The sequence below is a fragment of the Geminocystis sp. NIES-3709 genome (assembly GCF_001548115.1).
Classification (GTDB): domain Bacteria; phylum Cyanobacteriota; class Cyanobacteriia; order Cyanobacteriales; family Cyanobacteriaceae; genus Geminocystis.
The window spans coordinates 3,152,713-3,178,696 of the sequence record NZ_AP014821.1 but is presented as its reverse complement, the minus strand read 5'-3'; the positions used below and the strand labels follow the sequence as shown (position 1 = coordinate 3,178,696).

Below are 25,984 nucleotides of genomic sequence, written 5' to 3'. Positions count from 1 at the left end.
CCTAATTCCTAATTCCTAATTCCTAATTCCTAATTCCTAATTCCTAATTCCTAATTCCTAATTCCTAATTCCTAATTCCTAATTCCTAATTCCTAATTCCTAATTCCTAATTCCTAATTCCTAATTCCTAATTCCTAATTATTTATTATCTCGCATCATTTTAACGAATTGTTCAAATAAATAGTCCGCATCATGAGGGCCAGGACTGGCTTCGGGATGATATTGTACAGAGAAGAAGGGTAAAGTTTTATGTTTTAATCCTGCCACTGTTCGATCGTTCAGATTAAGATGAGTAATTTCTACGTCTGCATTCAAAGATTCTTCCGTAACTGCAAAACCGTGATTTTGACTGGTAATTTCTACTTTTTGCTTTAATCCACAGGGTTGATTTAATCCTCGATGACCAAATTTTAGTTTAAAAGTTTCTGCACCTAAAGATAAACCGAGAATCTGATGTCCCATACATATCCCAAAGATGGGTTTTTTCGCTTCTAACAAGGCTTTAGCTACTTCAATACCTTCGGCTACCGCAGAGGGATCTCCGGGCCCATTGGAGAGGAAAATACCGTCAGGATTATATTGAAGAATTTCTTCACCAGATGTATTTGCAGGAACAACAATGATTCTACAACCATAACTAGCTAAACGGCGTAAGATGTTACGCTTAACGCCAAAATCAAGGGCAACAACGGTAAATTTTTCTTCTGTTAAATTAGTTCTATGGCTAAATTCCCATTCAGAGGTAGTAGGTTCTATCCACTCATAAACTTCTTTTGTCGTTACTTCTTTGACGAGGTTTAATCCTGCCATAGAGGGTACAGCTTGTAGTTGTACTAATAACTCATCAGGATCGAGAATTTCACTGGAAATAGCTCCATTCATTGCGCCTGAAGATCTTAAACGGCGAGTTAAGTCTCTGGTATCAATACCATAAATACCAACTACTTTATGTTGTATCAAATAATCAGGTAAGGATTGAGTCGATCGCCAATTACTAGGTTTTTCGGTGATGTTTCGAGCAATAACTCCTTTAATATGAGGTTTAAAAGATTCTTCATCTTCGAGGTTAACTCCTGTATTTCCCAGTTCAGGATAGGTAAATGTAACGATTTGTCCGGAGTAACTAGGATCTGTCATCACTTCTTGATAACCCGTCATTCCCGTATTAAAAACCACTTCTCCGAAAGTTGTACCTTTTGCCCCAAAAGAATAACCCTGATAAGATGTACCATCGGCTAATACCAACACAGCCGGTTGAAAATTTAAAATAGACATAAGCAGAAAGTATTAATTTTATTGAGAATCGAATTTGAGCTTTTGATTCCACACTATAAGCAATTTACATTAATTTCGGTGTAAGTGATTCATAATTTCAACTATTCTTGACAAATACCCCTAAAATCAGTCACATTAATAATGATGGCTAGATGTAGATTAATGGGTAAGGGAGACATTATGAGTCCGAGAAAATTGTCTGAAGACGATCGCCAAGAAATACTAAATTTGTACCGTACAACAGAGGAGACTACTTCTACTTTATCGGTACGTTTTGGGGTGAGCAGTTCCACTGTTAGTCGTTTTCTCAAAAATAGTTTATCGGATGTCGAGTATGAAAATCTAATTCAAGAAAAACGTCTCGCCCGAACCACTAAGCCTAGTCTCAGTCAAGAAGAATTATATCTAAAACAAGAACCTTTAGAAATAAATGAAGATCCTCAGCAACAGGAATTGTCTCCAAAACAAGAAGAATTAATGACACATGAAGACGATCGAGAAGAAATATTGCCTGTAAAACAAGAAGAATTAGAACCAGTACAAAACGATACAGAAACTTCGATCGATCCCGATACAAAAATATCTTCGATAAACTTTGATAAACCTCTTTTAAAAATCAAGGAAGAAATATCATTGGAGTCGATAAGCCAAGACCTTCCAGAAGTAATCTTTTCTAAGACACAATCACAATCGTTAATCTCTGACACAAAAATAGAAGATGTGGAATCATCAGAAAAAGAAGAAGACTCAGAAATTGACGATGATGATGATATAGATTCTGTTAATGAGTTGGCGGCAATGTTTGGGGAAGATATGGATGAAGATGATGAAGACGATGAAGATGATGAAGACGATGAAGATGATGAGAATGAATTTTTCACCCCTAAAACTAAATTTGTATCTCAACAGTTACAAGTTTTACCCATAACTAAGGCTAATTTTCCCAGAGTATGTTATTTAGTAATCGATCGATATTCCGAATTAGTCACAAAACCTTTAAGAGAGTTTGCCGATTTAGGGGATATTCCAGAACAAGAAACGTTACAACAAACTTTACCAGTTTTTGATAACCACCGAGTTGCTAAACGATTTTGCGATGCCAAAGGCACACTGCGCGCCCGAAAAGGAAAAGTTATTAAAGTACCTGATGGTAGAATTCTACAGAAAACTTCTTCTCATTTACACGCTAAGGGTATAAGTCGTATTCTCATGGATGGCAAAATTTATTCTTTAATCTATTAACCTCAGTTCGATGCAAGATTTATAGGTAAGAGCAAGGTATTAGCTGTTAGCTTTTAGCTTTTTTTCCCTTAAAAACTAAATAATCAATTACTAATGTTGACAATAAATTTAACTTGACAATAGTGGATAACTGATTGCTAATTGCTAATTGCTAAATAATTGAATTGTCCGTTGTCCACTGCTATAAATGATATGATGAAAAATTAATCAATATATTTAAAGAAATTATAAAAACTGACCATGTTTAAAAAGCTATTCGGAGATCCTAACGCTCGTAAACTAAAAAAGTTACAACCTCTTATCACCGAAATTAACATATTAGAAGAAGACTTTAAAAAACTTACCGATGACGAGATGAGGGCAAAAACAGCATCTTTTAAAGAGATGTTAGCTAAAACCAAAAACCGAGAAGAAAGAGACATTATTTTAGATGAAATTTTAGTGGAAGCCTTTGCATTAGTTAGGGAAGCAGGGGTGAGAGTGTTGGGAATGCGCCACTATGACGTGCAAATGTTAGGGGGTATGGTATTACATACAGGACAAATTGCAGAGATGAAAACAGGGGAAGGAAAAACTCTTGTAGCAACTTTACCAGCTTATCTTAATGGTTTAACCGGAAAAGGTGTTCATGTCGTTACAGTTAATGATTATCTCGCCCGTCGTGATGCGGAATGGATGGGACAAATTCATCGGTTTTTAGGATTAAGTGTTGGTTTAATTCAAAGTGGGATGAATTCTCCAGAAAGACAGAAAAATTATAATGCAGATATTACGTATGCTACCAACAGTGAATTAGGTTTTGATTATCTACGAGATAATATGGCAACAGACATCGGTGAGGTGGTGCAAAGAGTTCCAAATTATTGCATTATTGACGAGGTTGACTCTATTTTAGTGGATGAAGCTCGTACTCCGTTGATTATATCAGGTCAGGTTGAGCGTCCTATGGAGAAGTATCTCGAAGCCGCTAGAATTGCTCAATTACTCGTCAGACAAAAGGAAGAAGGAGATGGAGGAGATTATGAGGTTGATGAGAAAGCGAGAAATGTTCTTTTAACTGATGAAGGTTTTGGTAAAGCTGAGGAATTGTTAGGGGTTAAAGATTTATATGATCAAGAAAATCCTTGGGCTCATTATATCTTCAATGCTATCAAAGCAAAAGAATTATTCACTGCGGATGTTAATTATATTGTCCGTAATAATGAAGTTGTTATCGTTGATGAGTTTACCGGACGAGTTTTAGCAGGTAGAAGATGGAGTGACGGTTTACATCAAGCGATCGAGGCAAAAGAAGGTGTTGAGATACAAAGAGAAACACAAACTTTGGCTAGTATCACTTATCAAAATTTCTTCTTACTCTATCCTAAATTATCAGGGATGACGGGTACTGCAAAAACTGAGGAGACGGAATTTGAGAAAGTGTACAATCTTGAAGTAACGATCATACCGACTAATCGTCCTTCCGATCGAGCAGATTTACCAGATGTTGTCTATAAAAATGAGATTGCCAAGTGGAAAGCTGTAGCAGAAGAATGTGCAGAAATGCACGAGTCTGGCAGACCTGTACTTATTGGTACTACTAGCGTTGAAAAATCAGAATTGTTAGCTAAATTATTGGTAGAGAGAAATATTCCTCATAATATCCTTAATGCACGTCCTGAAAACGTGGAAAGGGAATCAGAAATTGTTGCCCAAGCCGGTAGAAAAGGAGCCATCACGATCGCCACAAACATGGCAGGGCGTGGTACAGACATCATTCTTGGTGGAAACTCAGATTATATGGCAAGGTTGAAAATTCGGGAATATTTCATGCCTCAAATTGTCACTCCAGAAGACGATCAGTTAATGGTAAGTGTACCCGGAATTGATATGAATAAACGTCCGAAAGGACAGGGTTTTAGTGCTAATGGTGACGGTAAAAAAGTTAAAAATTGGAAACCTTCTTCAGATATTTTCCCTTGTCAGTTATCCTCTGAAACTGAAGCAAAATTGAAAGAAACCGTAAAATTTGCCGTTGAAACCTATGGACAACAAAGTCTTTCCGAGTTAGACGCAGAAGAAAAAATTGCTGTTGCCGCCGAAAAAGCTCCTACTGATGATCCTGTAATCCTTAAACTCAGAGACGTTTATCGATCGATTCGTCAAGAGTATGATTCTCTGACAGACAAAGAACATGAATTAGTAGTAGAGAAGGGCGGTTTACACGTTATCGGTACAGAAAGACACGAATCTAGACGTATAGATAACCAATTAAGAGGTAGAGCAGGTCGTCAAGGCGATCCGGGATCAACACGGTTCTTTTTAAGCCTAGAAGACAATTTATTACGGATTTTTGGTGGCGATCGAGTAGCTGGTTTAATGAATGCTTTTCGAGTTGAAGAAGATATGCCGATCGAATCGGGAATGTTGACTCGTAGTTTAGAAGGAGCACAAAAGAAAGTTGAAACCTTCTATTATGATGCCCGTAAAAGCGTTTTCGAGTATGACGAAGTTATGAATAACCAACGTCGAGCTATATATGCAGAACGTCGTCGAGTATTAGAAGGACGAGAATTGAAAGAGCAAGTATTGCAATACGCTACAAAAACGATGGATGAAATTGTAGATGCTTATGTGAATCCTGAGTTACCACCAGATGAATGGAATTTAGAAGGTTTAGTGAATAAAGCCAAAGAGTTTATTTACTTATTGGAAGATGTCACGGTGAAAGATTTAGAAGACATGACTGTCACTGAGATGAAGACTTTTCTTCATGAAGAAGTACACAAGGCCTATGATTTGAAAGAGAACCAAATTGAGCAATTACAACCGGGCTTAATGCGTCAAGCAGAAAGATTTTTCATCCTTCAACAAATTGATACCTTGTGGCGTGAACATTTACAAGCAATGGATGGCTTACGAGAATCTGTCGGTTTAAGAGGTTACGGACAAAAAGATCCCTTAATTGAATATAAACAAGAAGGTTACGAAATGTTTTTAGAGATGATGATTGACATTCGCCGAAATGTCGTGTATTCTCTATTCCAATTCCAACCTCAAGCACAACCCCAAGCGGTTTAAAGAAGAGAAGGAAGAGAGGAAAAGGGAAAAGGGAAATAGAGGAAGAAAAGAAGCAATATTATTTAATGCCTAATTCCGAATTTCCCATTCTTGATTTTTAATTTCTAATTATTAATTTCTAATTATTACTGATGCTAAGTCGTCAAAAAGAATCTGTAAAAATCGTGGCGTTGCCTCAATTAAGTTCTGAGGAAAAAACGTTCCAACAAGAAAGATTAAGAGATGTTTATTTACTATTAGAAAACTTGGCATTAAAAGAAGAAGTGACAATTAAGTTAATCATTGATTGTCTTTATGACATAGGAATTATAAATCTAATTAACAAAAAAATAACGAATCGATCGATGAATAAATTAGCGAAATTTATCGCTGGGACTCCTAAGCCTTTAGTAAAAATTATTGCTTGGCAATGGGTGAAAAAAAATCTGCCAAAGAAAGTAACTAATTGGCTTCATAATAAAGTTAAATTTAAGTAAAGAAAATATAGCGTTTATCTAAATAGTAAGGTACACCTATTTCTTAATAGCAATGGGTTTGACTCTGCTCTGGAGTACCTCATAAATATAAGAATTGCTATATTAAATCTTTATAGAGTTATTTGGCAAACAAATAATTTACGAATTTAACCAAAAATAAATATTCTATTTTTAGTTTTATTTAAGAGATTTTAACTATAATTTATATGGGATAGTTTATGAAAAAATGGTAATTTAACAACTAAAGAAGAATGCTGAACTCCTATGAACTACTTTTCGACGGTTATTTCTTTGTTAAGCGATCGTCAACAATTTTTAACAGAAATCCATGATAGAGTAAAACTCAAAAGTAAAATTTCCTCTCTTCTACTCTCTAGCTTTTGTTTATTCGCTATTTATGGAGCTATTATTGGTACATTTCACAGTCCTCTACAAGCTATTTCCTCCGCAATCAAATTGCCAGCACTCTATCTAATAACTTTATTGGTGTGTCTGCCTACCCTTTATATTTTTAATGCTTTATTTGGAGCTAAACAAACTATTACACAACATTTTACTTATTTACTGACTGCGGTGACAATTATTGCCGTTTTGCTCTTTGGTTTTGCTCCAGTCGCTCTTTTCTTTTTAATCACCATCAACGATTATCCTTTTTTTGTACTTTTAAATGTCGTCATTTTTTCTCTAACAGGTATTATGGGAGTTTCTTTTTTGTATCGAATCATGAAACCACTTGACAATGACGATAATGCACAAAATATCAAAGTTCGTACTAAAATTTTACAATTCTGGTTAATTCTTTATGGTTTTGTGGGAAGTCAATTAGGGTGGACACTACGTCCTTTTTTTGGAACTTCTGGTAATTTTGAACTATTCCGTCCAAGGGAAGGTACTTTTTTCTCCGCAGTTTTAAATGTGTTAGTTGATTTGTTGTTTTAATTTGTAATGTTCTAATAGATGAACTAACACTTATGAATCCAGATTTTGAAAATCTCAGAATTAGTGAAAGGGAAATAGAAATTTTGAGCGGTTTAGATGTGAGTGAAATATTTGTTGGGGGCGTATTTGGAGGTGTTTATCGATCGTCTATTTTCCGTCATCCCCAAAAACTGTTTATATTTTGTGTTATCGAGTTATTAGTTACTGCTCTAACTTTCACTCTTACTTTACCTATTGGACTTTTTGCCCTTCGTAATTCTTCGGGAACAGTCAATGATATTCCTACTATGATGAAGTTTTTACAAATAACGTTAAGCTCGACTATTATTTTTATAATTAGTTGGAATCTCTTCATGATAATTAAAGCTAAAACCTTGAAAACTTTTATGTGCCTACTGGATGAAATCGATAATTTTCATCATGTGGTAGAAACTGTTGTTGTTCTCGATCGATTAAAAACGGTTGGTAATTCATCGGTTAATATTGTTAAGGAGAATAATATGATGGAGGTATTGGAGTTAATTCGTCAAAATTTAACGACAGGGCTAATGGCGGAAAAAATCATGCGTCAAAATCGTCGATTATTAGCACGAAGAAACGATTTATTAGCTAATATAGAAAATAATTTGGGAACTTTGCAAACTCTAGCTATCGAACAACAAGCAACAGATTATGGACAAGTATTAAAAGAAGCCTTAGAAATTAGTTTGAGCATTCATCAGGAAATTCAAAAGTTATAAGCTAGGACTTATCTAAATTGACTGGTGAGAGTAGGGAATAGAAAATAGGCAATAGAAAGCGAGTTTCACAGTTTTTTAATGGTAAAAAAAAGATGTAAGCTAAATGTGTGTTAGATTAGAGTCTATTTATGATTTCTAACATAGCAACCAATGTTAAGAAATAAAAGTGCTTAAAATAGCTTTGATAATATCTTCTGGAGCTTCTTCTGGGATATAATGTCCACATTCTTCAATGACATAGTTTGTAATGTTCTCACAATAGGAGGCTAAACCATTATAAATTAAAGATTTAGTGGCAAATTCTCCCCCCATAGTGAAAATGGGTTGAATAAATCGAGTATCTGGGGTTAGGGTATTAGTTTTAATATTTTCTTCGAGACTGGCATACCATAAAAATCCTGCTTTCATGGCATAGGGACGACTATAATAACTAACGTAATGATCGATAATTTCAGCAGATAAGTTCTCTTTGCGTTTTGATTTATTGGTGAAATACCATGTTAAATATTCTTTTTCTTTTCCCTTCACTAAGCTATCGGCTAAATCTGGTACTTTGTGGAAGTAAAATTGCCAAACTTTACCAGCATTTTCTAAAGAGAAAAAATCGTTACTAACAAGCCCTGGTATGGCCGCATCAATCAATCCTAAACCTTGAATTTGTTGAGGGAAAAGTTTTAAGATGGTGAATGCAACCCAAGCACCTACATCATGCCCCACTAGGTAAAATGAGGTTATTTGTTTTTCTGTCATAAAATCGATTACTTCTTGGGCAGATGTCGCACAATCATAACCACTTTCGGGAATATCTGAGTCTCCTTGCCCTCTCAAGTCTAAGGCGATAACATGAAAATATTTACTTAACGGCTCTAATAATAATCGCCAAACGTAACAAGTTTGAGGCCAACCTCCTAATAATACTAATGGTTCACCAGTTCCTCCTTCAAGAGCATGAAGGGTAATATCATTAACTTTTGTATAAGTATGGGTAAATCCAGAAGGTAGGGGAATGGAAATAAATGGTTGATTCATGATAAAGATGTTTGATAGGTGTGGTGTAAAAATTTAAGTCCTTCTTGGGCTATGTATTGGCTACTGGGGGCAACTTTACGCCAAATTTTAGCAGCCGTAGCTAATTCTGTATCTTCAGCGTTAAAACTTTCAATGACGATCAAGCCTTGATATTCTATGGTTTTGAGGGTGTTAAATAATTCTATCCAAGGAAGAGTATCACTGCCGGGTGTGCCTCTGTCTTTCGCACTAACATGAACATGAAAACATTTTTTTCCTGCTTGTAAAAAGGCTTTAATCATGTCCTTTTCCTCAATATTCATGTGAAATAAATCTAATAATAGTCCCAGATGAGGACAGTCGATCGAGTTTAATAGTCTTAATCCTTGTTCGACAGTATTTAAAGCATAACCCTGAAAACGATTAAGGGGTTCGATCGCAATTTTTATTTCCGTGTTAGAAACGGTATCGGCAATTTCCCTTAAGGCTTGATGTAACAGTTTTTCTTCCTCATCTTGAAGGGGTTTGCCACTAAGATAACCAACAGGATGAATTAAAGGGCCTGATAATTGAGTAATACCGCAATTTTGACAAAACTCAATGGCTTTTTGTACATAATTTACAGATTCTTCCCAACATTGACGATCGGCACTGGTTAGAGATAATCCTTGAGGCATACTGGTACAAAAACTTATACCTAATCCATATTTGTCTTGATAGCTTTTAATAGTATCAGGATTGATTTGCTCAAAACTATGAGTAGCAATTTCTACACTATCAAATCCCCAACTCTTTGCTCGATCGAAAATAAATTCTTCATGGCCTAAAAATTCTTTTTTCCAAATAAAAGTATGAACACCAAATCGAATTAATGGGGATTGAGTCATGATAAAAACCCTTATTTAGCTCTTGATAAGTAAATAATCTAATGGAAATTACTACAGGCAAGATGCCTGTTTCACATCAAAAAATAATGCTAAAAATTTAATTTCTGCTTAATAAAAGTATAAGTAAGTTGACCTACCAATACCGCCGCCGCCGCCACTAAACCTTGAAAAGCAGGTACGGGTAAAGGAATTTTAAAAGCAGTAAAAATCACTCCTAAAATCCACCCCCCCAAAATAGCTATTCCTAATTCTTTATTCATAATCTATAAAAAATTTCTAAAAACAACTAACGGATTTATCACCTTGATTATAAGCATTAACTGCATCAATGATCCTAATTAAATCTTCCTCATTATAAAGTTTAATTAATTTTATTGGAATATCATCACTAAGATCTTTTATATACTCTTCAAAAAAGGCACTTTGATTAATTCCATATTTAGACGCTGACATAACAAAATCTCTTTTTGCTTTTTCTGTGATGGGGGGTAAATTATTTAAGTCTTTAATGGGAATTCCTACCTCTTGAAAATACTCCCGAATACCACCATCATTTAAAGGATATTTCGGTGAAGATTCGTCTCTCATCCAAATAAATAAAAGAGGATGGGTTTCGGTTGTCTTATTGATAAAACCGTGAATATGATATTTAGGTCCGTAAAATATTTGATTTGGTTCACTGTCAAGGCTATAAAGAACGCCATTTCCAGCTTGATCAGGAGTGGGAGGAAAGTTAAGATCAGGATATTTATTTGTACTTTCTAATAATTGTATGCCCCCTTCGGGAGTCCAAAACCATTCATTGGTATAGTGGTGAACATGAGGTAAAGGCCCCGCTCCGGGCGGAATTGTACCATAAGCGAGGGAAAATCCTAAATCACCACGATTACAAGTTGTAAATTTAAAAATTTCTCCAGCAGGACCTAAAATATTTTCTGTTTCTTTAATTTGAGGCATAGGAATATCCTCCATGTAATGCTTATAACGATCAAATTTATTCGCAGATAAGGCATGACTAGGAAAAATAATCATGGCACAAAGAACGATCGAAATTAAACAAATAATATTCCAAACTTTCATGAAGGTAAAAAAATTTCTTAATATTTTTGATATATATAATAATAAAAAGACGAACTAAAAACATCATATTAGTATATTAATTTATACTAAGACTTGAAAGGTAACTGGATTTAACACATACCAGATTTTGAAGTACGACAAATTTTGTTAATTATCATTTAAAGCAGATTTTCGTGAACTTTTGAGATGACATTTATGAATACCGTTGATTTAATTACCAAAAAAACGAAGTTATTGCCCGTAGATAAACAAGATCAGATTTTAGATTTTGTGGAATTTTTAATAGTAAAGTATCAACAGGAAATTTCTCGAAAATCCGCCGAACAAAGGGCGATCGATCGTTTAAAAGATGTAGATGATATTGATAATCCTGAACTGTGGGAAACTGTTATAGAGATTGATGATGACATTGATATTGAATCTAGTTTGGAGAATTTAAGAAAACGTGGGTACAAAATCAAAATACCTAGAGGGATATTGACGTAATTTTAGAAGATTATATTGACCTAAATTAGTTATAGTAATATTGCTTTAGGAAACTTTGAGCAATTAAATATGTTTTTTCATTGATTATCATGAGAATTTACAAAAGTTTATTCTATTCTCCTTTATTAACCCTCGGGTTATTTGTCAGTTTCTTTACTTCCTTTTCTCCTGTGGCTTTGGCGTTAACCGCTTTGTATCAATTGCCGAGTAGTCTTGCCACAGAAGCTGCGATCGAAGCAGTGGAAAGTTGTAAAAAAGACGGTTATAATGTCACTGCTACAATAGTTAACTCCGAAGGAAATACTCAAGTTATCATCAGGGGGGATGGTGCAACTCCTCACACTTTACCAAATAGTTTTAATAAGGCTTTTACTGTAATTACTTTAGCACCAATTACAAAAGTGGACTCGACAGAAGAAATTGCCAAAAAGATGACTCCTGCACCCTTGCCCGTTGGTTCATTACCATTAGCACCTGAACCCTTGAAGGGTATTAGTTTCAGCACTGGAGGAGTAGCGATTAAGGTAGGGGATCAAATAGTAGGTGCGATCGGTGTTTCTGGTTCACCTGGAGGCGGTTTAGATCAAACCTGTGCTATCAGAGGCATTGAGAAAATTAAACCTCGTTTAGTGCCTTAAGGTATTGTCTCATAACACCCCAAGAAATAAATTTCATGGCTTATAGCACAAGTCAGCTAAAGCGAATAATTTAAACAGATTAAACTATATTTTTTGTATTGTACTGTTTCAAGGATATTTATTAAATCGCTTCAGCAGATTTTAGCTGTTGGTTCCTTGTCAATTTATTACAAGGCAATATATGATACAATTCCATTAATTAAAGGTTGTTTTTTCAATCAAAAGTTTCCTTCTTTGGGGAGAGGAGTTAGGGTGAAGGTTTAGAAATTCGAGATTTCCAGTTGATAAATCATTCCTTTGGAATCAGCTACAATCATAGTTTGATCGACCGTAAAAGCAACGGCATTAATTCCATTATCAGAGATTTTCTCTTGTTGGATAACTTGCCCTGTTTCTAAAGAGATAATTTTCACAAAACCTTCATCATCTCCCGTTAACACTAAATTTTGGCTGTTAATGTCTAAGCTATTCAACCATGAGTCAACTTTCAAAAGAGTTTTGCTTTCTCCCGTGGTGACATCTAATTCTACTAATTCCCCTGTAAAATAACCAATTAACAGTTTAGAACCATCAGGGGTAAACTTAAAAGTATTGATACGACTAGGGATCGATCGAAAAGTTTGAGGTTTAGTTTGAGTAGCGTTTTGATTAATGTCAAAAATCGTAATTTCTCCCGTATCGTAACTTACGGCAACCTTGTTAACCTCTGAGTTTGTCTTGCTAGTCACTGCCAAATTTCGAGCCACTCCAGTGGATTGATATAAACTGGTGGTATTGTTAGAAGAAAGGGGATTTTCCGATAGTTGAGAAAGTTTTACAGAGCCGTCATCGGAGGATGATAATAGATCATTATTGACGATTAAGGAGTCTGTAACGGCGGCTTTATGAAGGGGGATAGGAAAAATATCTTTAAAGTCATAAATCATACTTTGCCCCGTATAAATAGAAGATACTAGCACTTTTTGTTGATTTATCTCCCCATACCTTGCTCGAAAAAGTCTTTTACAATTTGTTAGGGATAATTCATTTTCTTGGTTGAAGTTATAGTCAAAAAAAACGAGATTACAGTTATTAAAAGTAATAACAATCTGTTGTTTTGAATTACTTACATCGATCGAACCTGCTGTACCATATTTAGTTAGATCAATTTCCTTCACTACCATTGATTTTTCTTGTCCCCAAGCCAAAGATGGACTAAAATTAAGGGCAATAATACTCATCATAAAAGCAGAAAACAAAAAGCTCGATCGAGATAGAATATTCTTACCCGTGAAACAGGTATCTTGCCTGTGTGAAATGGATTTGTGATTAATCAAATTTAACACCAGTTTTTGCCTCCAATAAATCTTTAACCAACGATCGAGCCGAAGGGTTTAATCTATTATATATAGACTGATAAATAGGGATTAATTTCTTAGGAACTTCAGAAGTATCGGGAGTAAGAGCAATCATACCTTTATCTTCCGTTAATTCCTTAAAGGCTTGTTGATTATATTCAGCTTGAGCCTTGCGTTGTTTGAGTTGATAGACTGGTAAAACCTCTTTAATAATATTTTGGGTTGTCGGAGAAAGACTATTCCAAAAAGTAGTGTTAAAAAATGTGTTATAACCAGACCAAGCGTGACCAGTTAAGTTTAAATATTTAGTAACTTCGTATAACTTAAAACCCTTAGCCACAGACATGGGATTTTCTTGAGCTTCTACAGTGCGATTTTTAAGCACTTCAAAAACCTGATTCATGGTGAATTGTTGAGGAATTGCCCCCAAGGCTTTCATCGTCATTGCTATATCATTAGAAGGAGGAATGCGAATGATTAAATCTTTAAAATCTTCTACCTTATTGATAGGTTTACTGGCAACGGAAGTAACATTGCGAATACCATTATCAAAAGTGCCGTTAGGCAAATAGATAAGATTATATTGAGCAACGGAATTATTTAATGCTTCCGCAAATAAAGGCTTATCAATAACATCGAAAACCTCATCCGCAGATTTATAAATAAAAGGAAGATTTTGAATTGCGATCGCATCTGGGGAGAGTTTATCGAGAATAGGGGCAGCAACACTGACAACCTCAAAACGACCATTCGTAATAAAATGTACTGCTTGAGGATCACCTGCGGGGATATGAGCATCTTCGGGGATAGGAGAAATAAATAATTCCCCGTCGCTTTGTTTAAAAACCTCTAACCACATTTCTTCTAAAGTTTGATGAAGGGGGCTAGTTTTGGGTTGATTATGAAGATGAAAAGCCCTGATTTTGGCTTTACCGTAGTTTTCCCCATATTTACCCGGTAAGGGTAAAACTTGATTTAAAATTTCTTGGGGTATGCCTTGGGCTAGTAATTTGTTAGCTACGATCGTACTCAAGGAAGTTGCACCAGCCAACAAGAGAAATTTTCGGCGAGAATAAGACATAGCGATAATGAGTAAAGGAATAAAAGATACTGATGGAGGTAAGCAAAAGGCAAGGGGAAAGAGATATTAATTGAGACAAAACCATAAAATCTTTTAGCGTCTTCTCTTTGCGTCTTTGCACCTTTGCGAGAGAAAACATAATTTTATGAGCAACTGACAGATTTATCGCCACTATTAAAGGCTTCCACCGCTTCAATGACTCTTTTTAAATCTTCATCATTCTGCATTTTCGCCAATTCTGAGGGAAACTTATTATCAATAGAATTCACATATTGCATAAAATAACTACTTTGATTCATGCCATATTTCGGAGCTTCGGTAACAACAGCATTTTTATTTTTATCGTTCAACTGAGGTAAATTATTTAAGTCAGTAATTTTTTCCCCAACTTCTGTAAAAAAGTCTCGCATTCCGCCGTCATCGTGAGGAAACGCTGGTGCTAAATCATTTTTTAACCAGACAAAAGTAATAGGTAAAGTTTCCGTAGTAGGATTAACAAATCCGTGTACATAAAAATTGGGAGAATAAATAATTTGATTGGCTTGGGAGATAATACTATACATATCTGCCCTTCCAGCACCTCCAATAATAGGTATTTCTTCTATAGTCGGGTATTGTCTCGTACTGTGAAATAATTCAATTCCAGCTTTAGGTGTCCAAAACCACTCATCAATGTAATAATGAACATGGGGTATCGGCCCTGCCCCCGGTGGAATCAAGGCTTCGGCGATCGTAAAACCTAAGTCATTAACCTTACAAGAAGCAATATTGAAAATTTCATTAGCAGGGGTTAGAATCCTTAAAGGTTCTTCTACTTTAGGCATAGGGATATTTTCGATCGAATGAATGGTAGGATTCGCTGAAAAGCCCAAATTTTGAAATAAAAATACAACTCCGAGGGTAGCTACCAACACAAGCCCAATACTCCAAGCCTTAATTTTGAGTATCATAGTCAATTCTCCCGGTTAAAAACCCAATTTTTATAGAAATATAAAGTTACTAAGGTAGATTATAAATAAAAGTCGATTGAACAGAGGATTAAAAATAATTAACATCCGCATTACCTCTTTTGTCTGCTCTGATTATAGAAGCCATTTGAGATCTTTTATAATGTTATGTTAAGCTCAGACGCATCTAAGTAGAATCTTGAGGGTAGGCAATAGGCAACAAATAAGATTTTCTTCAATTTTACTAATCTTAAATTATGCAACTTTTATGGGTTTTACCTTAGCAATGATATGTTTTAGTAACCTTACTGATAAAATACAAGACCACAAAAATTAATTTATGTTTACCTTACAAGCTCCTTTTAAACCCACTGGAGATCAACCAAAAGCGATCGAAGGTTTGGTACAATCATTACGATCGGGACATCGTTTTCAAACCTTACTCGGTGCAACAGGTACTGGTAAAACTTATACTATTGCTTGTACGATCGAGCAGTGGCAAAAACCGACTTTAGTCTTAGCTCATAATAAAACTCTGGCAGCGCAACTATGCAACGAATTACGACAATTTTTTCCTCATAATGCCGTAGAATATTTTGTTAGTTACTATGACTATTATCAACCAGAGGCCTATATCCCCGTAACAGACACCTACATCGAGAAAAGTTCTTCTATTAACGATGAAATTGATATGTTTCGGCACTCTGCAACTCGATCGCTTTTTGAAAGAAAAGATGTTATTGTAGTAGCTTCGATCAGTTGTATTTATGGTTTAGGAATGCCTGTAGAATACCTAAAAGCCGCTATTCCTTTAGAAGTCAATCAAGAATATGATCCTCGTCAACTTATCCGAGATTTAGTAAATGTACAATACACTCGCAATGATGTTGAGTTGTCTCGTGCTACTTTTCGCCTAAAAGGAGATGTCTTAGAAATTGTTCCAGCCTATGAAGATAGGGTTATTAGAGTCGAGTTTTTTGGAGATGAAATCGAGTCTATTTCTTTTTTAGAACCAGTTACGGGCGAATTATTAGAAGAATTAGAGCGAATTAATATTTATCCTGCCAAGCACTTTGTAACACCAAAAGACCAATTAGAAAATGCGATCGAGCAAATCAAAGAAGAATTAGAACAAAGATTAACATTTTTAGAAAAAGAAGGAAAATTAGTTGAAGCTCAAAGATTAAAACAAAAAACAAACTATGATTTAGAGATGTTAAAAGAGGTGGGATATTGTAACGGAGTTGAAAATTATTCAAGGCATTTAACAGGTAGAAAATCAGGACAACCACCCGATTGTTTAGTTGACTATTTTCCCAAAGATTGGCTTTTAATAGTAGATGAATCTCATGTTACTGTACCTCAAATTAGAGGTATGTATAATGGTGATCAAGCACGGAAACAAGTATTAGTTGATCATGGTTTTCGTTTGCCTAGTGCTAAAGATAATAGACCATTAAAAGCAGATGAATTTTGGCATAAAGTACAAACCTGTATTTTCGTTTCTGCTACTCCTAGTAATTGGGAAATTGAACAATCAAATAATCAAATTGTTGAGCAAATTATTCGCCCTACAGGAATTTTAGATCCACAAATTTTTGTAAGACCTAGCGAGGGACAAGTAGATGACTTATTGACAGAAATTAAAGAGAGAATAGCCAAAAAAGAGAGAGTTTTAATTACTACTTTAACTAAGAGGATGTCAGAAGATTTGACAGAATACTTACAAGAACGAGAGATAAATGTACAATATTTACATTCAGAGATTCAGTCGATCGAGCGAATAGAGATTTTACAAAGTTTAAGAGCTGGAGATTTTGATGTTTTAATTGGAGTTAACTTATTAAGAGAAGGTTTAGACTTACCAGAAGTATCATTAGTGGTAATTTTAGACGCAGATAAAGAAGGATTTTTACGATCTGAAAAATCTTTAATTCAAACCATCGGAAGGGCGGCTCGTCATGTTAATGGAGAAGCAATTTTATACGCTGATAACTTTACACAAAGCATGGAAAAAGCCATTAATGAAACAAATCGTCGTCGAGAAATTCAACTTAAATATAATCAAGAAAATAATATTATTCCTAAATCTATAAGTAAAAAATCTAGTAACTCCATTTTGGAATTTTTAGACATATCAAGAAAATTAAATAATAAAGAATTAGAAGAAGTTTATGCTCATCTTGATGAAATTGGATTAGATCAAATACCTATTTTAATTACACAATTTGAAGAAAAAATGAAACAGGCAGCAAAAGATTTAGAATTTGAAAAAGCCGCCGAATATCGAGACAAAATTAAACATTTACGATCGAAAAGCACAAGTATTTCAAGAGAATCATAAGTATTGTTTGCGTGGATACGAGCAGACTTTAGAAGATAGATTAAGCAGATTAGTTAAAATTATTAAATTCTAATAGCTGATAGTTCAGTGCTAATTAAACATAATTATTTCTCACGACTCATATAGGATTGCGATAGGTTAATTCGTTGTTATAAAAAAAGATTTTATAAAACACTTTTTAATTACTTGTTTAAAATCTGTTACAGTATTCTTTACTTCTTCTGCTAAATCTTCCGCAAAATCATCTATGATCGTTCTTTCTTGAAATGCTAATTTTTTAAGATCTTTTTGCCATTTCTTAACAATATCAGCACTAAGATTTTCTACATTTTCTTGATTTTCTGCTAATTTAGTTTCCACACAACCATTATGGCTAATAGTTAATTCTCCTGATATAATTTTGGTAATTAAATCTCCGGGAGACATTCCATTTTCTAAGGCTTTTACCTCTATTTCTGCAATTACTTTTACTGGTAACTTTAATGTTCCTTTTTTTAAATTTTGTTCTCCAAAAACAATCTTTTCAATACGATTTGCTGTTATTTTATAAGGCTCATAAGTATCTAAAACTTCTTGCCATTTTCTCATTAATTCCTCTTCATTTAACTTGATTAATAAACGAGCTTGAGCTTCATTTTGGGGAATAATATTAAACCCTGCTTTGATTAATTTTATGGCAATACTTGCTGATTCTATGACTTGATTTGCTCTCCACACAGGATAGTAAACTGCTTTCTCACAATAATCTTTAAAAGATGTATAGCTACTTTTATATAATTTATAATATCTTACTTGATATAATTGCATTCCTAATTTTATATAGTTAATACGATTATATTTAATACTATTAGTAATGTGTGTTAATTGATTATATTTTCCTTCTTCATTAATGTAATAACACTCCTCTAAAATGGATTTGTATGGTTCATTTATATTCTCCCAAAATAGATCATTTTTACTTTCTTCACTATCACTATAAAGTATTGCGATCGCTTGATCTGCATTTCGATTTATAGTGTTTTTTGTATTTAATTTGCTCATAATTGGGTTAATCAATCTTACTAAACGTTCAGTACAAAATTAGTACCATTTTCTTCAGGGGTTATCATTATACATCTTTTGTCGAAAGGATCTTTAGTAATAATTATAAAATTTTTATTAAGCTAATATAAACAACTAATTAATAATTTTATTAATTGATTTTTATAAAACTTATAAATAAATATTTGAAGTAATTAGAAAATAATTAAATAAAAAAATATTACTTATTACTTATTACTTATTATTTAACTCCATTGCTGATTGTCTCATTGCTTGGTAGGATAAAACCGAATAAATAATTAAATAAATATGAGTAAAACTATAGAGACGATCGCACCTCATGGAGGGCATTTAGTTAATCGTATTGCTACCATTGCCGAACGAGATGAGTTTATGGCACAAGCAAATAAATTACCGAGAGTACAATTAGACGATCGAGCTACTTCCGATTTAGTCATGATTGCTATTGGTGGTTTTAGTCCTTTGAATGGCTTTATGGGACAAGACGACTATGAAAGAGTAGTAGAAGAAATGCGACTAATGAACGGTTTACCTTGGTCTGTACCCGTCACCCTATCCGTCACAGAAGAAGTAGCGGAACCCCTCAAAGAAGGTGGTTGGGTTCGTTTAGATGATCCTCATGGTAGATTTGTTGGTGTCCTCGAATTAACTCAAAAGTATCGTTATAACAAAGTTCACGAAGCAGTTAACGTTTATAAAACCGATGAAGAAGCCCACCCCGGCGTAAAAGTAGTATATCAACAGGGAGAAATAAACCTCGCCGGCCCTATTTGGTTAGTACAAAGAGATGCTCACCCTCACTTTCCCAATTATCAACTTGATCCTGCGGAGTCTCGCAAAATGTTTGTCGATCGAGGTTGGAAGACAGTTGTAGGATTTCAGACTCGTAACCCCATTCATCGCGCCCATGAATATATTATCAAATGTGCTTTAGAAATTGTTGATGGTTTATTCCTACATCCCCTCGTAGGTGCAACTAAAAGTGATGATATTCCTGCTGATGTGCGGATGCGGTGTTATGAAATTATGGTTGATAACTACTTTCCTCAAAATAGAGTAATCCTTGCTATTAACCCTTCTGCTATGCGTTATGCTGGCCCCAGAGAAGCAATTTTCCATGCCTTAATTCGTAAAAATTATGGGTGTACTCATTTTATCGTAGGTAGAGATCATGCAGGAGTAGGTGACTATTATGGTACTTATGATGCACAATTTATTTTCGGAGAGTTCAAACCCGAAGAATTAGGTATTACACCAATGATGTTCGAGCACGCTTTTTATTGTACCGTTACGGATCAAATGGCAACCTCAAAAACCAGTCCAGCCACTAAAGAACAACGGATACACCTCTCAGGTACTAAAGTTCGAGAAATGCTACGCCGTGGAGAATTACCCCCTCCCGAATTTTCTCGTCCTAAAGTTGCCGCCGAATTAGCGCGTGCGATGCACCAATAGATAATACTTAGGGGTTGCTGAATAAGTATTTTGATGAAGGTAAGAGATAGGAGAGAGGAAGACACAGAAAAATATGTTCTGAGCGAATTAAAAAAGTTGTTTTGAAAAATATACAAATATTGATAATTTTTCTACTTATCCACCTGTCCACTTATCTATAGCAATTTCTACCCTTATGAGGTAAGGTTAAATTCTTTAATCAGGCAAACTTTAATTTTATTTTTATACCTCGTAACCATGAAAAAGGCTATATTTGTCTTGTCTTCATCATTTTCTTTATGGTTTACTGAGGTTGTTTAAGATGATTTCCAATTGTATTAATGATTTCTAACTCTGTAATACAAGTAATAAAATTAACAAAAAAATAGTTATACCGCCTCATCAATTAATAAACTTCCCCCTAAAATAATTTCCGTTAAATCAATGAGTCCTAACATTTTTTCTTGATAAGGAATTATCCCTGACAAATAATGTTTATTAACTTCAGTTTCTAAGTTATCACAGGACATTAACTCTTGAGGATTGAGCATAAAAATATCATTGATTGTATCAACTAAAAGCCCTACGACAACTCCTTCAACATTAACAATAATAGCTTGATTTTCTTTTTTAAGACTTGATTTAGATAGATTAAATGAACCTCTAATATCAATTAACGTAATAATTTCTCCCCGTAAATTAATATTGCCAAGAATAAAATTAGGAGTACAAGGAATGAGTGTTATGTGGTTAAATTTAATAAATTCTTGAACTAAAGATAATTCAACACCAAAATATTCTTGATTTAGAGTAAAAATAGAAATTGGTTTAAAACCAGTAAAATCTTTTAATTGAATAGAATCTCGTAAATTATTAGCTCTTTTTTGCAATATTTTTCTTTCATAGTCAGTAGCTTGAGGAAAAAAGATTGTTTTTTTTATGGTATTTATCTCTTCTTTTTCTCTCTCTAATTGTTCACTATTTGTTAAAGTTTCTTTAGGAGATACTAAATCTAAAAAATCTAAATCGAGAGAAAATTCTTGTGCTTCACGATACCGTAATAAAGTTTCTACATTAAGCAATAATAATAAAGTTTCTTCTTCTTGAACAAACCCTTTAATGAATTTTTCTTCAGGAATTTCTAGGGAATCATGATCATAAGATAAATCATTTGTGATTGTTTGTTCATCAATAAATTTAACTTCATGAATTTGATTTGTCAGAATACCTAATCTTAATTCTTGCCATTGAAGAATGACAATACTATCATTCAGATTATAGTCTATTTGCTCATAACCAAAGCGTAAATTAAGATCCATAATAGGTGTGATATTACCCCTCACATTAACCGCCCCAATTACATCTTTTGGAGCTTCAGGAATAGGTTTTAATTCAGGAAGAAAAAATACTTCTTGTACTGTTTCTGCCGTTACGCCATAAAATAAATTATTGTAAGTAAAAGTAAGATAATAACCCATAGTTTTTTCCTCTAAAATTTAGTTTATATATATGATAAATACATCACTTTTTAATATCTGGTAATAATTAATTATTTCTTCCGAAATTATCTTTGTGAAAAGATTTTATCCTGATAATGATTGCTGTAATTGAATAGTTAAATCTTGTGCAGAAATATTACCTAATTCTAAAATTGAGGTATTTGTAGGTAAAGTTTGTAAAATTTTAAGAGCTGATTGTTGCATTTTATTTGCTCTTTTTAAGTCTCCTTCTAGCTGATATAAATTAGCTAAATTAACGTAAGCTGATACGGCATTAGGTTCAAGATAAATGACTTGTTTTAAGGCTTTTTTCGCTCCTTCTAAATTTCCTTGTTCCTCAGCAATATTCGCTAATATATGATAGGGATTAGGGTTAAAACTATTAAGCTCGATCGCCTTGTTACACCATTTTTTTGCTAACTCATATTCCCCTAAATTTGCCTGTAATTCTGCCATTAAATAAGTACCTTGAAAATTTTTAGGAAATTCTTGTAATATTTGCTCTAATTTCTTTTGGGCTAAATGATAAGATTTCGTTTTAAATAGTTGTTTTACTTCTGTTAATAAAATTTCATCCTTATTTGAGGATTTTTGTTTGACTTCTTCAATTATTGTTGATTTAATGATATTTTTCGATCGACTAGGTGTAATCGGTTTAATAGAAGTAGAAACGATCTTATTTTGTTTTTGTTGCGTGGTAATGACTCCTAAATCAAAAGATGTAGGTTTAAAAGATTGACTAGAAGAAGGTTGTGCATGGGCAAATTCTCCACTACGCCGTTGATAAACCACTGATTCCGTAAAAAGTTTAGCTTGAAATGCTTTAACATGATTATTTGTCAATTCTGCATGACCTGTCATTAAGTAACCGTTAGGCTTCAAAGTGTTAAAAAATTTTTCAATAACATGGGCGATCGCACTTTCAGTAAAATAGATAAAAACATTACGACAGATAATCAAATCCATATCATGCAAATCTGAGTCAAGACGGGGCATTATATCTCTTGCAAGGTTAATTTGGTGAAATTTTACTAACTGTCGAATCTCGTCATTAAGTTGATAATAACCTGCCGAATTTTTAAAATAACGAGTTTTTATATCTTCTTCTACTTGACGAAATGACCATGTATTATAAACAGCTTTTTTGCCTTGAGCAAGAGATTCTCTGTTAATGTCAATACCTAAAATTACTACATTCCATGAAGCTAAATCAGGGATTAACTCTTTAAGTAAAATTGCAATGGAATAAGGTTCTTGTCCTGTAGAACATCCAGCACTACAAATTCTCAGAGATTTTGTGCGTTGATTTCGTCGAATCAATTCTGGTAAAAGAGTGTTGCGCAGTAAAGAAAATTGTCCCTTATCTCGAAAAAAATAGCTTTCTTTATTAGTGGTTAAACAAACAAATTTTTGCCATTCTTCTTCGCCTTCCGAATTTAGTAAGAGATTATAGTAAGTTTGAGGTGATGATAGTTTTAACTCTTGAACTCGACTTAAAATATTATCTCCCATAGAACCATAATTTTGAGATCGGATTTCGATACCCGTTTGTTTAGCTATCAGTTCAACAAATTCCTCTCTTAAAGAAGATGATATGGTTTCCGTAATCATTTTTTTATCCTCTATGAGTAAGCAATTGGCAATAAGTTAAAAGTAATAAATATTTACTTCTACTTTCCTATCTTGTGGCGTATCAATTTTATTTTGAGGAATAAGAAGATAAAATTAACTACCTTATTCAAACTAAACTGATTACTAGCTGATGAGTTCCATAATTTTGCCTGCAATATTAGGTAAAGGCAACACAATTTTACTAGCACCTAATCGAATTGCTTCTTGAGGCATTCCAAACACAACGCTAGTGGCTTCATCTTGGGCAATGGTATAAGCTCCTTTTTGTTTCAATGTTAAAAGTCCTAAAGCGCCATCTCTCCCCATTCCCGTCATTAAAACTCCTAAACTCGCCGAACCGTAATAACGAGCGACATTTTGAAATAAAACGGTAGCAGAAGGACAATGACCATCAACAGCAACACCTTCCACGCAGTAGAATCTTCCTTGAGCATCTAGTTGAAGATGCTGTCTTTCAGGAGGAAAGTAAATATTGCTTTTTTGGGGTATTTCTCCTGTTCTTGCTACTACAACAGGTAGGTTACAGTATTGTTTTAACCAGTTGATGAAACCATCTAAAAATCCACTGCTGATATGCTGTACACATAGAATAGGTACGGGAAAATTAGCAGGAAATTGACTTAATACTTCTTGGAATGCTTGAGGGCCACCAGTAGAAGAAGCGATCGCAACTACTTTAATGCCTTTAACAAAGGAAGAAGAAGTGGTATTCGTGTTCTCAAGATTAGTTTTAACAGGAATGCCATTATTAGTTAAAATCGGGCTAGTATTTTTACTGCGTTTTGTAAAAACTTTTACCCCAGATAATACTCTAATTTTTGTTAACAGTTTTTCTGTAATCAACTCATAATCTTCAATATTTCCGGTGCGGGGTTTAGGAAAAACATCTACTGCCCCAGCATCGAGAAGTTGAAAAACATTATTTTTATCTTCATCTTGTACACAGGCACTTATTACTAAAATTGGTTTTGGGTTAGATGCCATAATCGCTCTGGTTAACTCTAAACCGTTCATTTTTGGCATCATTAAATCAGTACAAATGACGTCTGGCTTAACTTTAGGGATTAATTCTAATGCCTCAACTCCTGTTCTTGCAGTGCCAACTAAAGACATATCATTAGCACTATTAATCATTCTTTTTAAGATTGTTACCGCCACGGGTGAATCTTCTACTAATAGCACTTTGATTGTCATTGTTTTTTCTCCCTTTTCCTTAAAATTAATGTCGGCTATTTTTTAGCTCTTTGAAAGAGAAGAAGAATTAGAAAGGATTAAACCCCGTAAATCTTTTCCCTTCTGCTTTTACACGATCGAGCTTAACTGTTTTGCCGTATGGCTTAACTGTTGTGTACCAACTTTAACTTGACTTAAACCGGCCGCATTTTCTTGTGCACCTTGATTGATACTATCCATCGCTTCGAGAACTTGTTGTACTGCTTTACCTTGTTGACGAATATTGAGAACAATTTGTTGATTATTCATTGCTACATTGTTAATAGATTCTAATACTCCAGAAAAAGCATTCGCCGTACGCTCTGTAATATTCATCCCTGCATTAACAGTTTTTGTTCCTTCATCCGTCACCATTACAGTAGTATTAATCGCATTTTGAATATCGGAAACTAAACCACCAATATTAGAAGCCGATTGACGACTTTGATCAGCTAATTTACGAATTTCTTCCGCAACTACAGCAAAACCTTTTCCATGTTCTCCTGCTCTTACCGCCTCTACAGAAGCATTCAAAGCTAACATATTCGTTTGTTGAGATAAATCACTAACTAAAGATGAAATATTACCAATTTGGTTAGTTTGTTCTGATAATCTGACAATTTGATCGGCGATCGCAGCTACTTTGTTTTTCAAATCAATCATGGTAGCAACAGTTTCTTCTACAGATTGATTACCATTGTCAGCTAATTGTAAAACTTCTTGAGCCGCTTGAGCCGCCGCTTCGGCTTGTTCTTCTGATTGGTGAGAGGAAGCGCGTAACTCATCCATGGTAGTTGTAGTTTCATTAACAGAAGCCGCTTGTAGATTTGCTGTACGCTCTTGTTGTTCCATGGTTGCCGCAATTTCGTTGGAAGAAGCAGTAATATCATTAACAGCAGTTTTTACTTCCTCCGTAATAGCTTTAGCGATCATATTACCAAAAAATAATGTAACAGCAATACCAACGAATAAACCGACAAGAATTAAAATCATCGTTAATTTTAAAACAAATTCTTCTTTACTGTTAAATCCCTCAATAATTTCTGTTTCACGTTGCAACATTGCATCTTTTACTTTATCAAAACTTGTCATTTCTAACTCACGAATTTTAGGTAAAGCCTCATTAACTTTTCCCACTTTCATCAGGTTCATAATCTCCTGACTTTCTGCTTGTTTCATCTCAATTTCTTTGACTAGTTTTTGCCAGTTTTCTTTTTGTTGAGGATCTTTTATATCTCCATTGTTCATTTTAGTTAGGGTTTCTTCTAATCTTTCTACTCCTGTATTGTAAGATTCTACATAAACATCTTCTTTCGGAAATAAGGCAGCACCCCGAACACTACGAACAATACGAGAGGTGTGGATAACAGAATCTCTGATATTATCAATAACATGATTTGATCTTTCTACCTCCATAGAGAGATCATTGGTATTCTTGACAGCAACTCCCATGATCACAGCAAATAAAGTTAATAAACCCAAAGGCAAAGTGTAGCCCAGCAAAATGCGAGTTTGTAATTTTTTGGATTGTAAAATACTCATAGTTTTTATTTCCGTTTATTTTGTAATGTGGGTTTTAACCCTTTATAGTTTTGATAAATTTTT

22 protein-coding genes are annotated in these 25,984 nt (G+C 34.2%); 9 read left to right on the top strand and 13 right to left on the bottom strand.

Annotated features, from left to right (window positions below):
• Positions 1 to 138: 138 nt before the first annotated feature.
• Positions 139 to 1,275, bottom strand: a complete 1,137-nt coding sequence (gene carA / locus GM3709_RS13540) for a glutamine-hydrolyzing carbamoyl-phosphate synthase small subunit (protein ID WP_066120233.1) — start codon at positions 1,273 to 1,275, stop codon at positions 139 to 141.
• A gap of 180 nt (positions 1,276 to 1,455) precedes the next feature.
• Between carA and GM3709_RS13535 the strand changes: the two genes are divergently transcribed.
• The 5 genes from GM3709_RS13535 to GM3709_RS13515 all read left to right on the top strand — a co-directional run bounded on the left by GM3709_RS13535 (position 1,456) and on the right by GM3709_RS13515 (position 7,732).
• Positions 1,456 to 2,517, top strand: coding sequence for a hypothetical protein (locus GM3709_RS13535; RefSeq protein ID WP_071828115.1), 1,062 nt, complete (start codon positions 1,456 to 1,458; stop codon positions 2,515 to 2,517).
• A 240-nt stretch (positions 2,518 to 2,757) separates the two neighbouring features.
• Positions 2,758 to 5,577, top strand: a complete 2,820-nt coding sequence (secA, locus tag GM3709_RS13530) for a preprotein translocase subunit SecA (RefSeq protein WP_066120228.1) — start codon at positions 2,758 to 2,760, stop codon at positions 5,575 to 5,577.
• A 131-nt stretch (positions 5,578 to 5,708) separates the two neighbouring features.
• Positions 5,709 to 6,053: a hypothetical protein gene (locus tag GM3709_RS13525; protein ID WP_066120225.1), complete on the top strand. Its 345-nt coding sequence runs from the start codon at positions 5,709 to 5,711 to the stop codon at positions 6,051 to 6,053.
• 264 nt (positions 6,054 to 6,317) lie between these two features.
• Positions 6,318 to 6,992, top strand: coding sequence for a hypothetical protein (locus GM3709_RS13520; protein WP_066120222.1), 675 nt, complete (start codon positions 6,318 to 6,320; stop codon positions 6,990 to 6,992).
• Between the two features lie 32 nt (positions 6,993 to 7,024).
• Positions 7,025 to 7,732, top strand: coding sequence for a hypothetical protein (locus GM3709_RS13515; RefSeq protein ID WP_066120219.1), 708 nt, complete (start codon positions 7,025 to 7,027; stop codon positions 7,730 to 7,732).
• A 153-nt stretch (positions 7,733 to 7,885) separates the two neighbouring features.
• Here GM3709_RS13515 and GM3709_RS13510 read toward each other — a convergent pair whose 3' ends face one another.
• The 4 genes from GM3709_RS13510 to GM3709_RS13500 all read right to left on the bottom strand — a co-directional run bounded on the left by GM3709_RS13510 (position 7,886) and on the right by GM3709_RS13500 (position 10,707).
• Positions 7,886 to 8,761: an alpha/beta fold hydrolase gene (locus tag GM3709_RS13510; RefSeq protein ID WP_066120216.1), complete on the bottom strand. Its 876-nt coding sequence runs from the start codon at positions 8,759 to 8,761 to the stop codon at positions 7,886 to 7,888.
• Entirely contained in the window at positions 8,758 to 9,627 is an 870-nt protein-coding gene (locus GM3709_RS13505; RefSeq protein WP_066120214.1) for a sugar phosphate isomerase/epimerase, read from the bottom strand. Before GM3709_RS13505 ends, GM3709_RS13510 begins: the two co-directional genes overlap by 4 nt.
• 89 nt (positions 9,628 to 9,716) lie before the next feature.
• Positions 9,717 to 9,887, bottom strand: coding sequence for a hypothetical protein (locus tag GM3709_RS20795; RefSeq protein WP_173645721.1), 171 nt, complete (start codon positions 9,885 to 9,887; stop codon positions 9,717 to 9,719).
• Between the two features lie 16 nt (positions 9,888 to 9,903).
• Positions 9,904 to 10,707: a cupin domain-containing protein gene (locus tag GM3709_RS13500; protein ID WP_066120211.1), complete on the bottom strand. Its 804-nt coding sequence runs from the start codon at positions 10,705 to 10,707 to the stop codon at positions 9,904 to 9,906.
• A gap of 195 nt (positions 10,708 to 10,902) precedes the next feature.
• Here GM3709_RS13500 and GM3709_RS13495 point away from each other — a divergent pair, with 195 nt between their 5' ends.
• Positions 10,903 to 11,193 carry a hypothetical protein gene (locus GM3709_RS13495; protein WP_066120209.1) on the top strand — a complete coding sequence of 97 codons (291 nt, stop codon included), beginning with the start codon at positions 10,903 to 10,905 and terminating at the stop codon, positions 11,191 to 11,193.
• Between the two features lie 89 nt (positions 11,194 to 11,282).
• Positions 11,283 to 11,831 carry a heme-binding protein gene (locus GM3709_RS13490; protein WP_066120206.1) on the top strand — a complete coding sequence of 183 codons (549 nt, stop codon included), beginning with the start codon at positions 11,283 to 11,285 and terminating at the stop codon, positions 11,829 to 11,831.
• Between the two features lie 260 nt (positions 11,832 to 12,091).
• Here GM3709_RS13490 and GM3709_RS13485 read toward each other — a convergent pair whose 3' ends face one another.
• The 3 genes from GM3709_RS13485 to GM3709_RS13475 all read right to left on the bottom strand — a co-directional run bounded on the left by GM3709_RS13485 (position 12,092) and on the right by GM3709_RS13475 (position 15,199).
• Entirely contained in the window at positions 12,092 to 13,156 is a 1,065-nt protein-coding gene (locus tag GM3709_RS13485; protein WP_197671839.1) for a WD40 repeat domain-containing protein, read from the bottom strand.
• Positions 13,140 to 14,249 (bottom strand): TRAP transporter substrate-binding protein, encoded by a 1,110-nt coding sequence (locus GM3709_RS13480; RefSeq protein WP_066120196.1) that lies wholly within the window; start codon positions 14,247 to 14,249, stop codon positions 13,140 to 13,142. Before GM3709_RS13480 ends, GM3709_RS13485 begins: the two co-directional genes overlap by 17 nt.
• Positions 14,250 to 14,392: 143 nt before the next feature.
• Positions 14,393 to 15,199 carry a cupin domain-containing protein gene (locus GM3709_RS13475; protein ID WP_066120193.1) on the bottom strand — a complete coding sequence of 269 codons (807 nt, stop codon included), beginning with the start codon at positions 15,197 to 15,199 and terminating at the stop codon, positions 14,393 to 14,395.
• A 337-nt stretch (positions 15,200 to 15,536) separates the two neighbouring features.
• Here GM3709_RS13475 and uvrB point away from each other — a divergent pair, with 337 nt between their 5' ends.
• Positions 15,537 to 17,540: an excinuclease ABC subunit UvrB gene (gene uvrB / locus GM3709_RS13470; RefSeq protein ID WP_066120190.1), complete on the top strand. Its 2,004-nt coding sequence runs from the start codon at positions 15,537 to 15,539 to the stop codon at positions 17,538 to 17,540.
• Between the two features lie 138 nt (positions 17,541 to 17,678).
• On the opposite strand, the gene GM3709_RS13465 is transcribed toward uvrB, so the two are convergent.
• Positions 17,679 to 18,581, bottom strand: a complete 903-nt coding sequence (locus GM3709_RS13465; RefSeq protein ID WP_066120188.1) for a hypothetical protein — start codon at positions 18,579 to 18,581, stop codon at positions 17,679 to 17,681.
• 309 nt (positions 18,582 to 18,890) lie between these two features.
• On the opposite strand from GM3709_RS13465, the gene sat reads away from it, so the two are divergent.
• Complete coding sequence (gene sat / locus GM3709_RS13460) at positions 18,891 to 20,057, top strand: sulfate adenylyltransferase (RefSeq protein ID WP_066120186.1); 1,167 nt, start codon at positions 18,891 to 18,893, stop codon at positions 20,055 to 20,057.
• A 368-nt stretch (positions 20,058 to 20,425) separates the two neighbouring features.
• On the opposite strand, the gene GM3709_RS13455 is transcribed toward sat, so the two are convergent.
• The 4 genes from GM3709_RS13455 to GM3709_RS13440 all read right to left on the bottom strand — a co-directional run bounded on the left by GM3709_RS13455 (position 20,426) and on the right by GM3709_RS13440 (position 25,921).
• Positions 20,426 to 21,514, bottom strand: coding sequence for a chemotaxis protein CheW (locus GM3709_RS13455; RefSeq protein ID WP_066120183.1), 1,089 nt, complete (start codon positions 21,512 to 21,514; stop codon positions 20,426 to 20,428).
• Positions 21,515 to 21,619: 105 nt separating this feature from the next.
• The gene (locus GM3709_RS19260) at positions 21,620 to 23,146 is read right to left on the bottom strand and encodes a protein-glutamate O-methyltransferase CheR (protein ID WP_071828047.1); all 1,527 of its coding nucleotides are present in this window, start codon (positions 23,144 to 23,146) and stop codon (positions 21,620 to 21,622) included.
• Between the two features lie 144 nt (positions 23,147 to 23,290).
• A complete protein-coding gene (gene cheB, locus GM3709_RS13445) occupies positions 23,291 to 24,361 on the bottom strand; it encodes a chemotaxis-specific protein-glutamate methyltransferase CheB (RefSeq protein WP_066120181.1) in 1,071 nt (356 codons plus the stop codon).
• 108 nt (positions 24,362 to 24,469) lie between these two features.
• Positions 24,470 to 25,921, bottom strand: coding sequence for a methyl-accepting chemotaxis protein (locus tag GM3709_RS13440; protein WP_066120176.1), 1,452 nt, complete (start codon positions 25,919 to 25,921; stop codon positions 24,470 to 24,472).
• Positions 25,922 to 25,984: the final 63 nt, after the last annotated feature.

Coding starts and splice junctions, on each gene's coding strand:
- GM3709_RS13520 (WP_066120222.1), top strand. CDS start 6,318: ATGAACTACTTTTCGACGGTTATTTCTTTGTTAAGCGATCGTCAACAA.
- GM3709_RS13440 (WP_066120176.1), bottom strand. CDS start 25,921: ATGAGTATTTTACAATCCAAAAAATTACAAACTCGCATTTTGCTGGGC.
- GM3709_RS13510 (WP_066120216.1), bottom strand. CDS start 8,761: ATGAATCAACCATTTATTTCCATTCCCCTACCTTCTGGATTTACCCAT.
- GM3709_RS13465 (WP_066120188.1), bottom strand. CDS start 18,581: ATGAGCAAATTAAATACAAAAAACACTATAAATCGAAATGCAGATCAA.
- GM3709_RS13525 (WP_066120225.1), top strand. CDS start 5,709: ATGCTAAGTCGTCAAAAAGAATCTGTAAAAATCGTGGCGTTGCCTCAA.
- GM3709_RS13535 (WP_071828115.1), top strand. CDS start 1,456: ATGAGTCCGAGAAAATTGTCTGAAGACGATCGCCAAGAAATACTAAAT.
- GM3709_RS13505 (WP_066120214.1), bottom strand. CDS start 9,627: ATGACTCAATCCCCATTAATTCGATTTGGTGTTCATACTTTTATTTGG.
- GM3709_RS13475 (WP_066120193.1), bottom strand. CDS start 15,199: ATGATACTCAAAATTAAGGCTTGGAGTATTGGGCTTGTGTTGGTAGCT.
- GM3709_RS13495 (WP_066120209.1), top strand. CDS start 10,903: ATGAATACCGTTGATTTAATTACCAAAAAAACGAAGTTATTGCCCGTA.
- GM3709_RS19260 (WP_071828047.1), bottom strand. CDS start 23,146: ATGATTACGGAAACCATATCATCTTCTTTAAGAGAGGAATTTGTTGAA.
- secA (WP_066120228.1), top strand. CDS start 2,758: ATGTTTAAAAAGCTATTCGGAGATCCTAACGCTCGTAAACTAAAAAAG.
- GM3709_RS13500 (WP_066120211.1), bottom strand. CDS start 10,707: ATGAAAGTTTGGAATATTATTTGTTTAATTTCGATCGTTCTTTGTGCC.
- GM3709_RS20795 (WP_173645721.1), bottom strand. CDS start 9,887: ATGAATAAAGAATTAGGAATAGCTATTTTGGGGGGGTGGATTTTAGGA.
- GM3709_RS13455 (WP_066120183.1), bottom strand. CDS start 21,514: ATGGGTTATTATCTTACTTTTACTTACAATAATTTATTTTATGGCGTA.
- GM3709_RS13515 (WP_066120219.1), top strand. CDS start 7,025: ATGAATCCAGATTTTGAAAATCTCAGAATTAGTGAAAGGGAAATAGAA.
- sat (WP_066120186.1), top strand. CDS start 18,891: ATGAGTAAAACTATAGAGACGATCGCACCTCATGGAGGGCATTTAGTT.
- GM3709_RS13480 (WP_066120196.1), bottom strand. CDS start 14,249: ATGTCTTATTCTCGCCGAAAATTTCTCTTGTTGGCTGGTGCAACTTCC.
- cheB (WP_066120181.1), bottom strand. CDS start 24,361: ATGACAATCAAAGTGCTATTAGTAGAAGATTCACCCGTGGCGGTAACA.
- GM3709_RS13490 (WP_066120206.1), top strand. CDS start 11,283: ATGAGAATTTACAAAAGTTTATTCTATTCTCCTTTATTAACCCTCGGG.
- carA (WP_066120233.1), bottom strand. CDS start 1,275: ATGTCTATTTTAAATTTTCAACCGGCTGTGTTGGTATTAGCCGATGGT.
- uvrB (WP_066120190.1), top strand. CDS start 15,537: ATGTTTACCTTACAAGCTCCTTTTAAACCCACTGGAGATCAACCAAAA.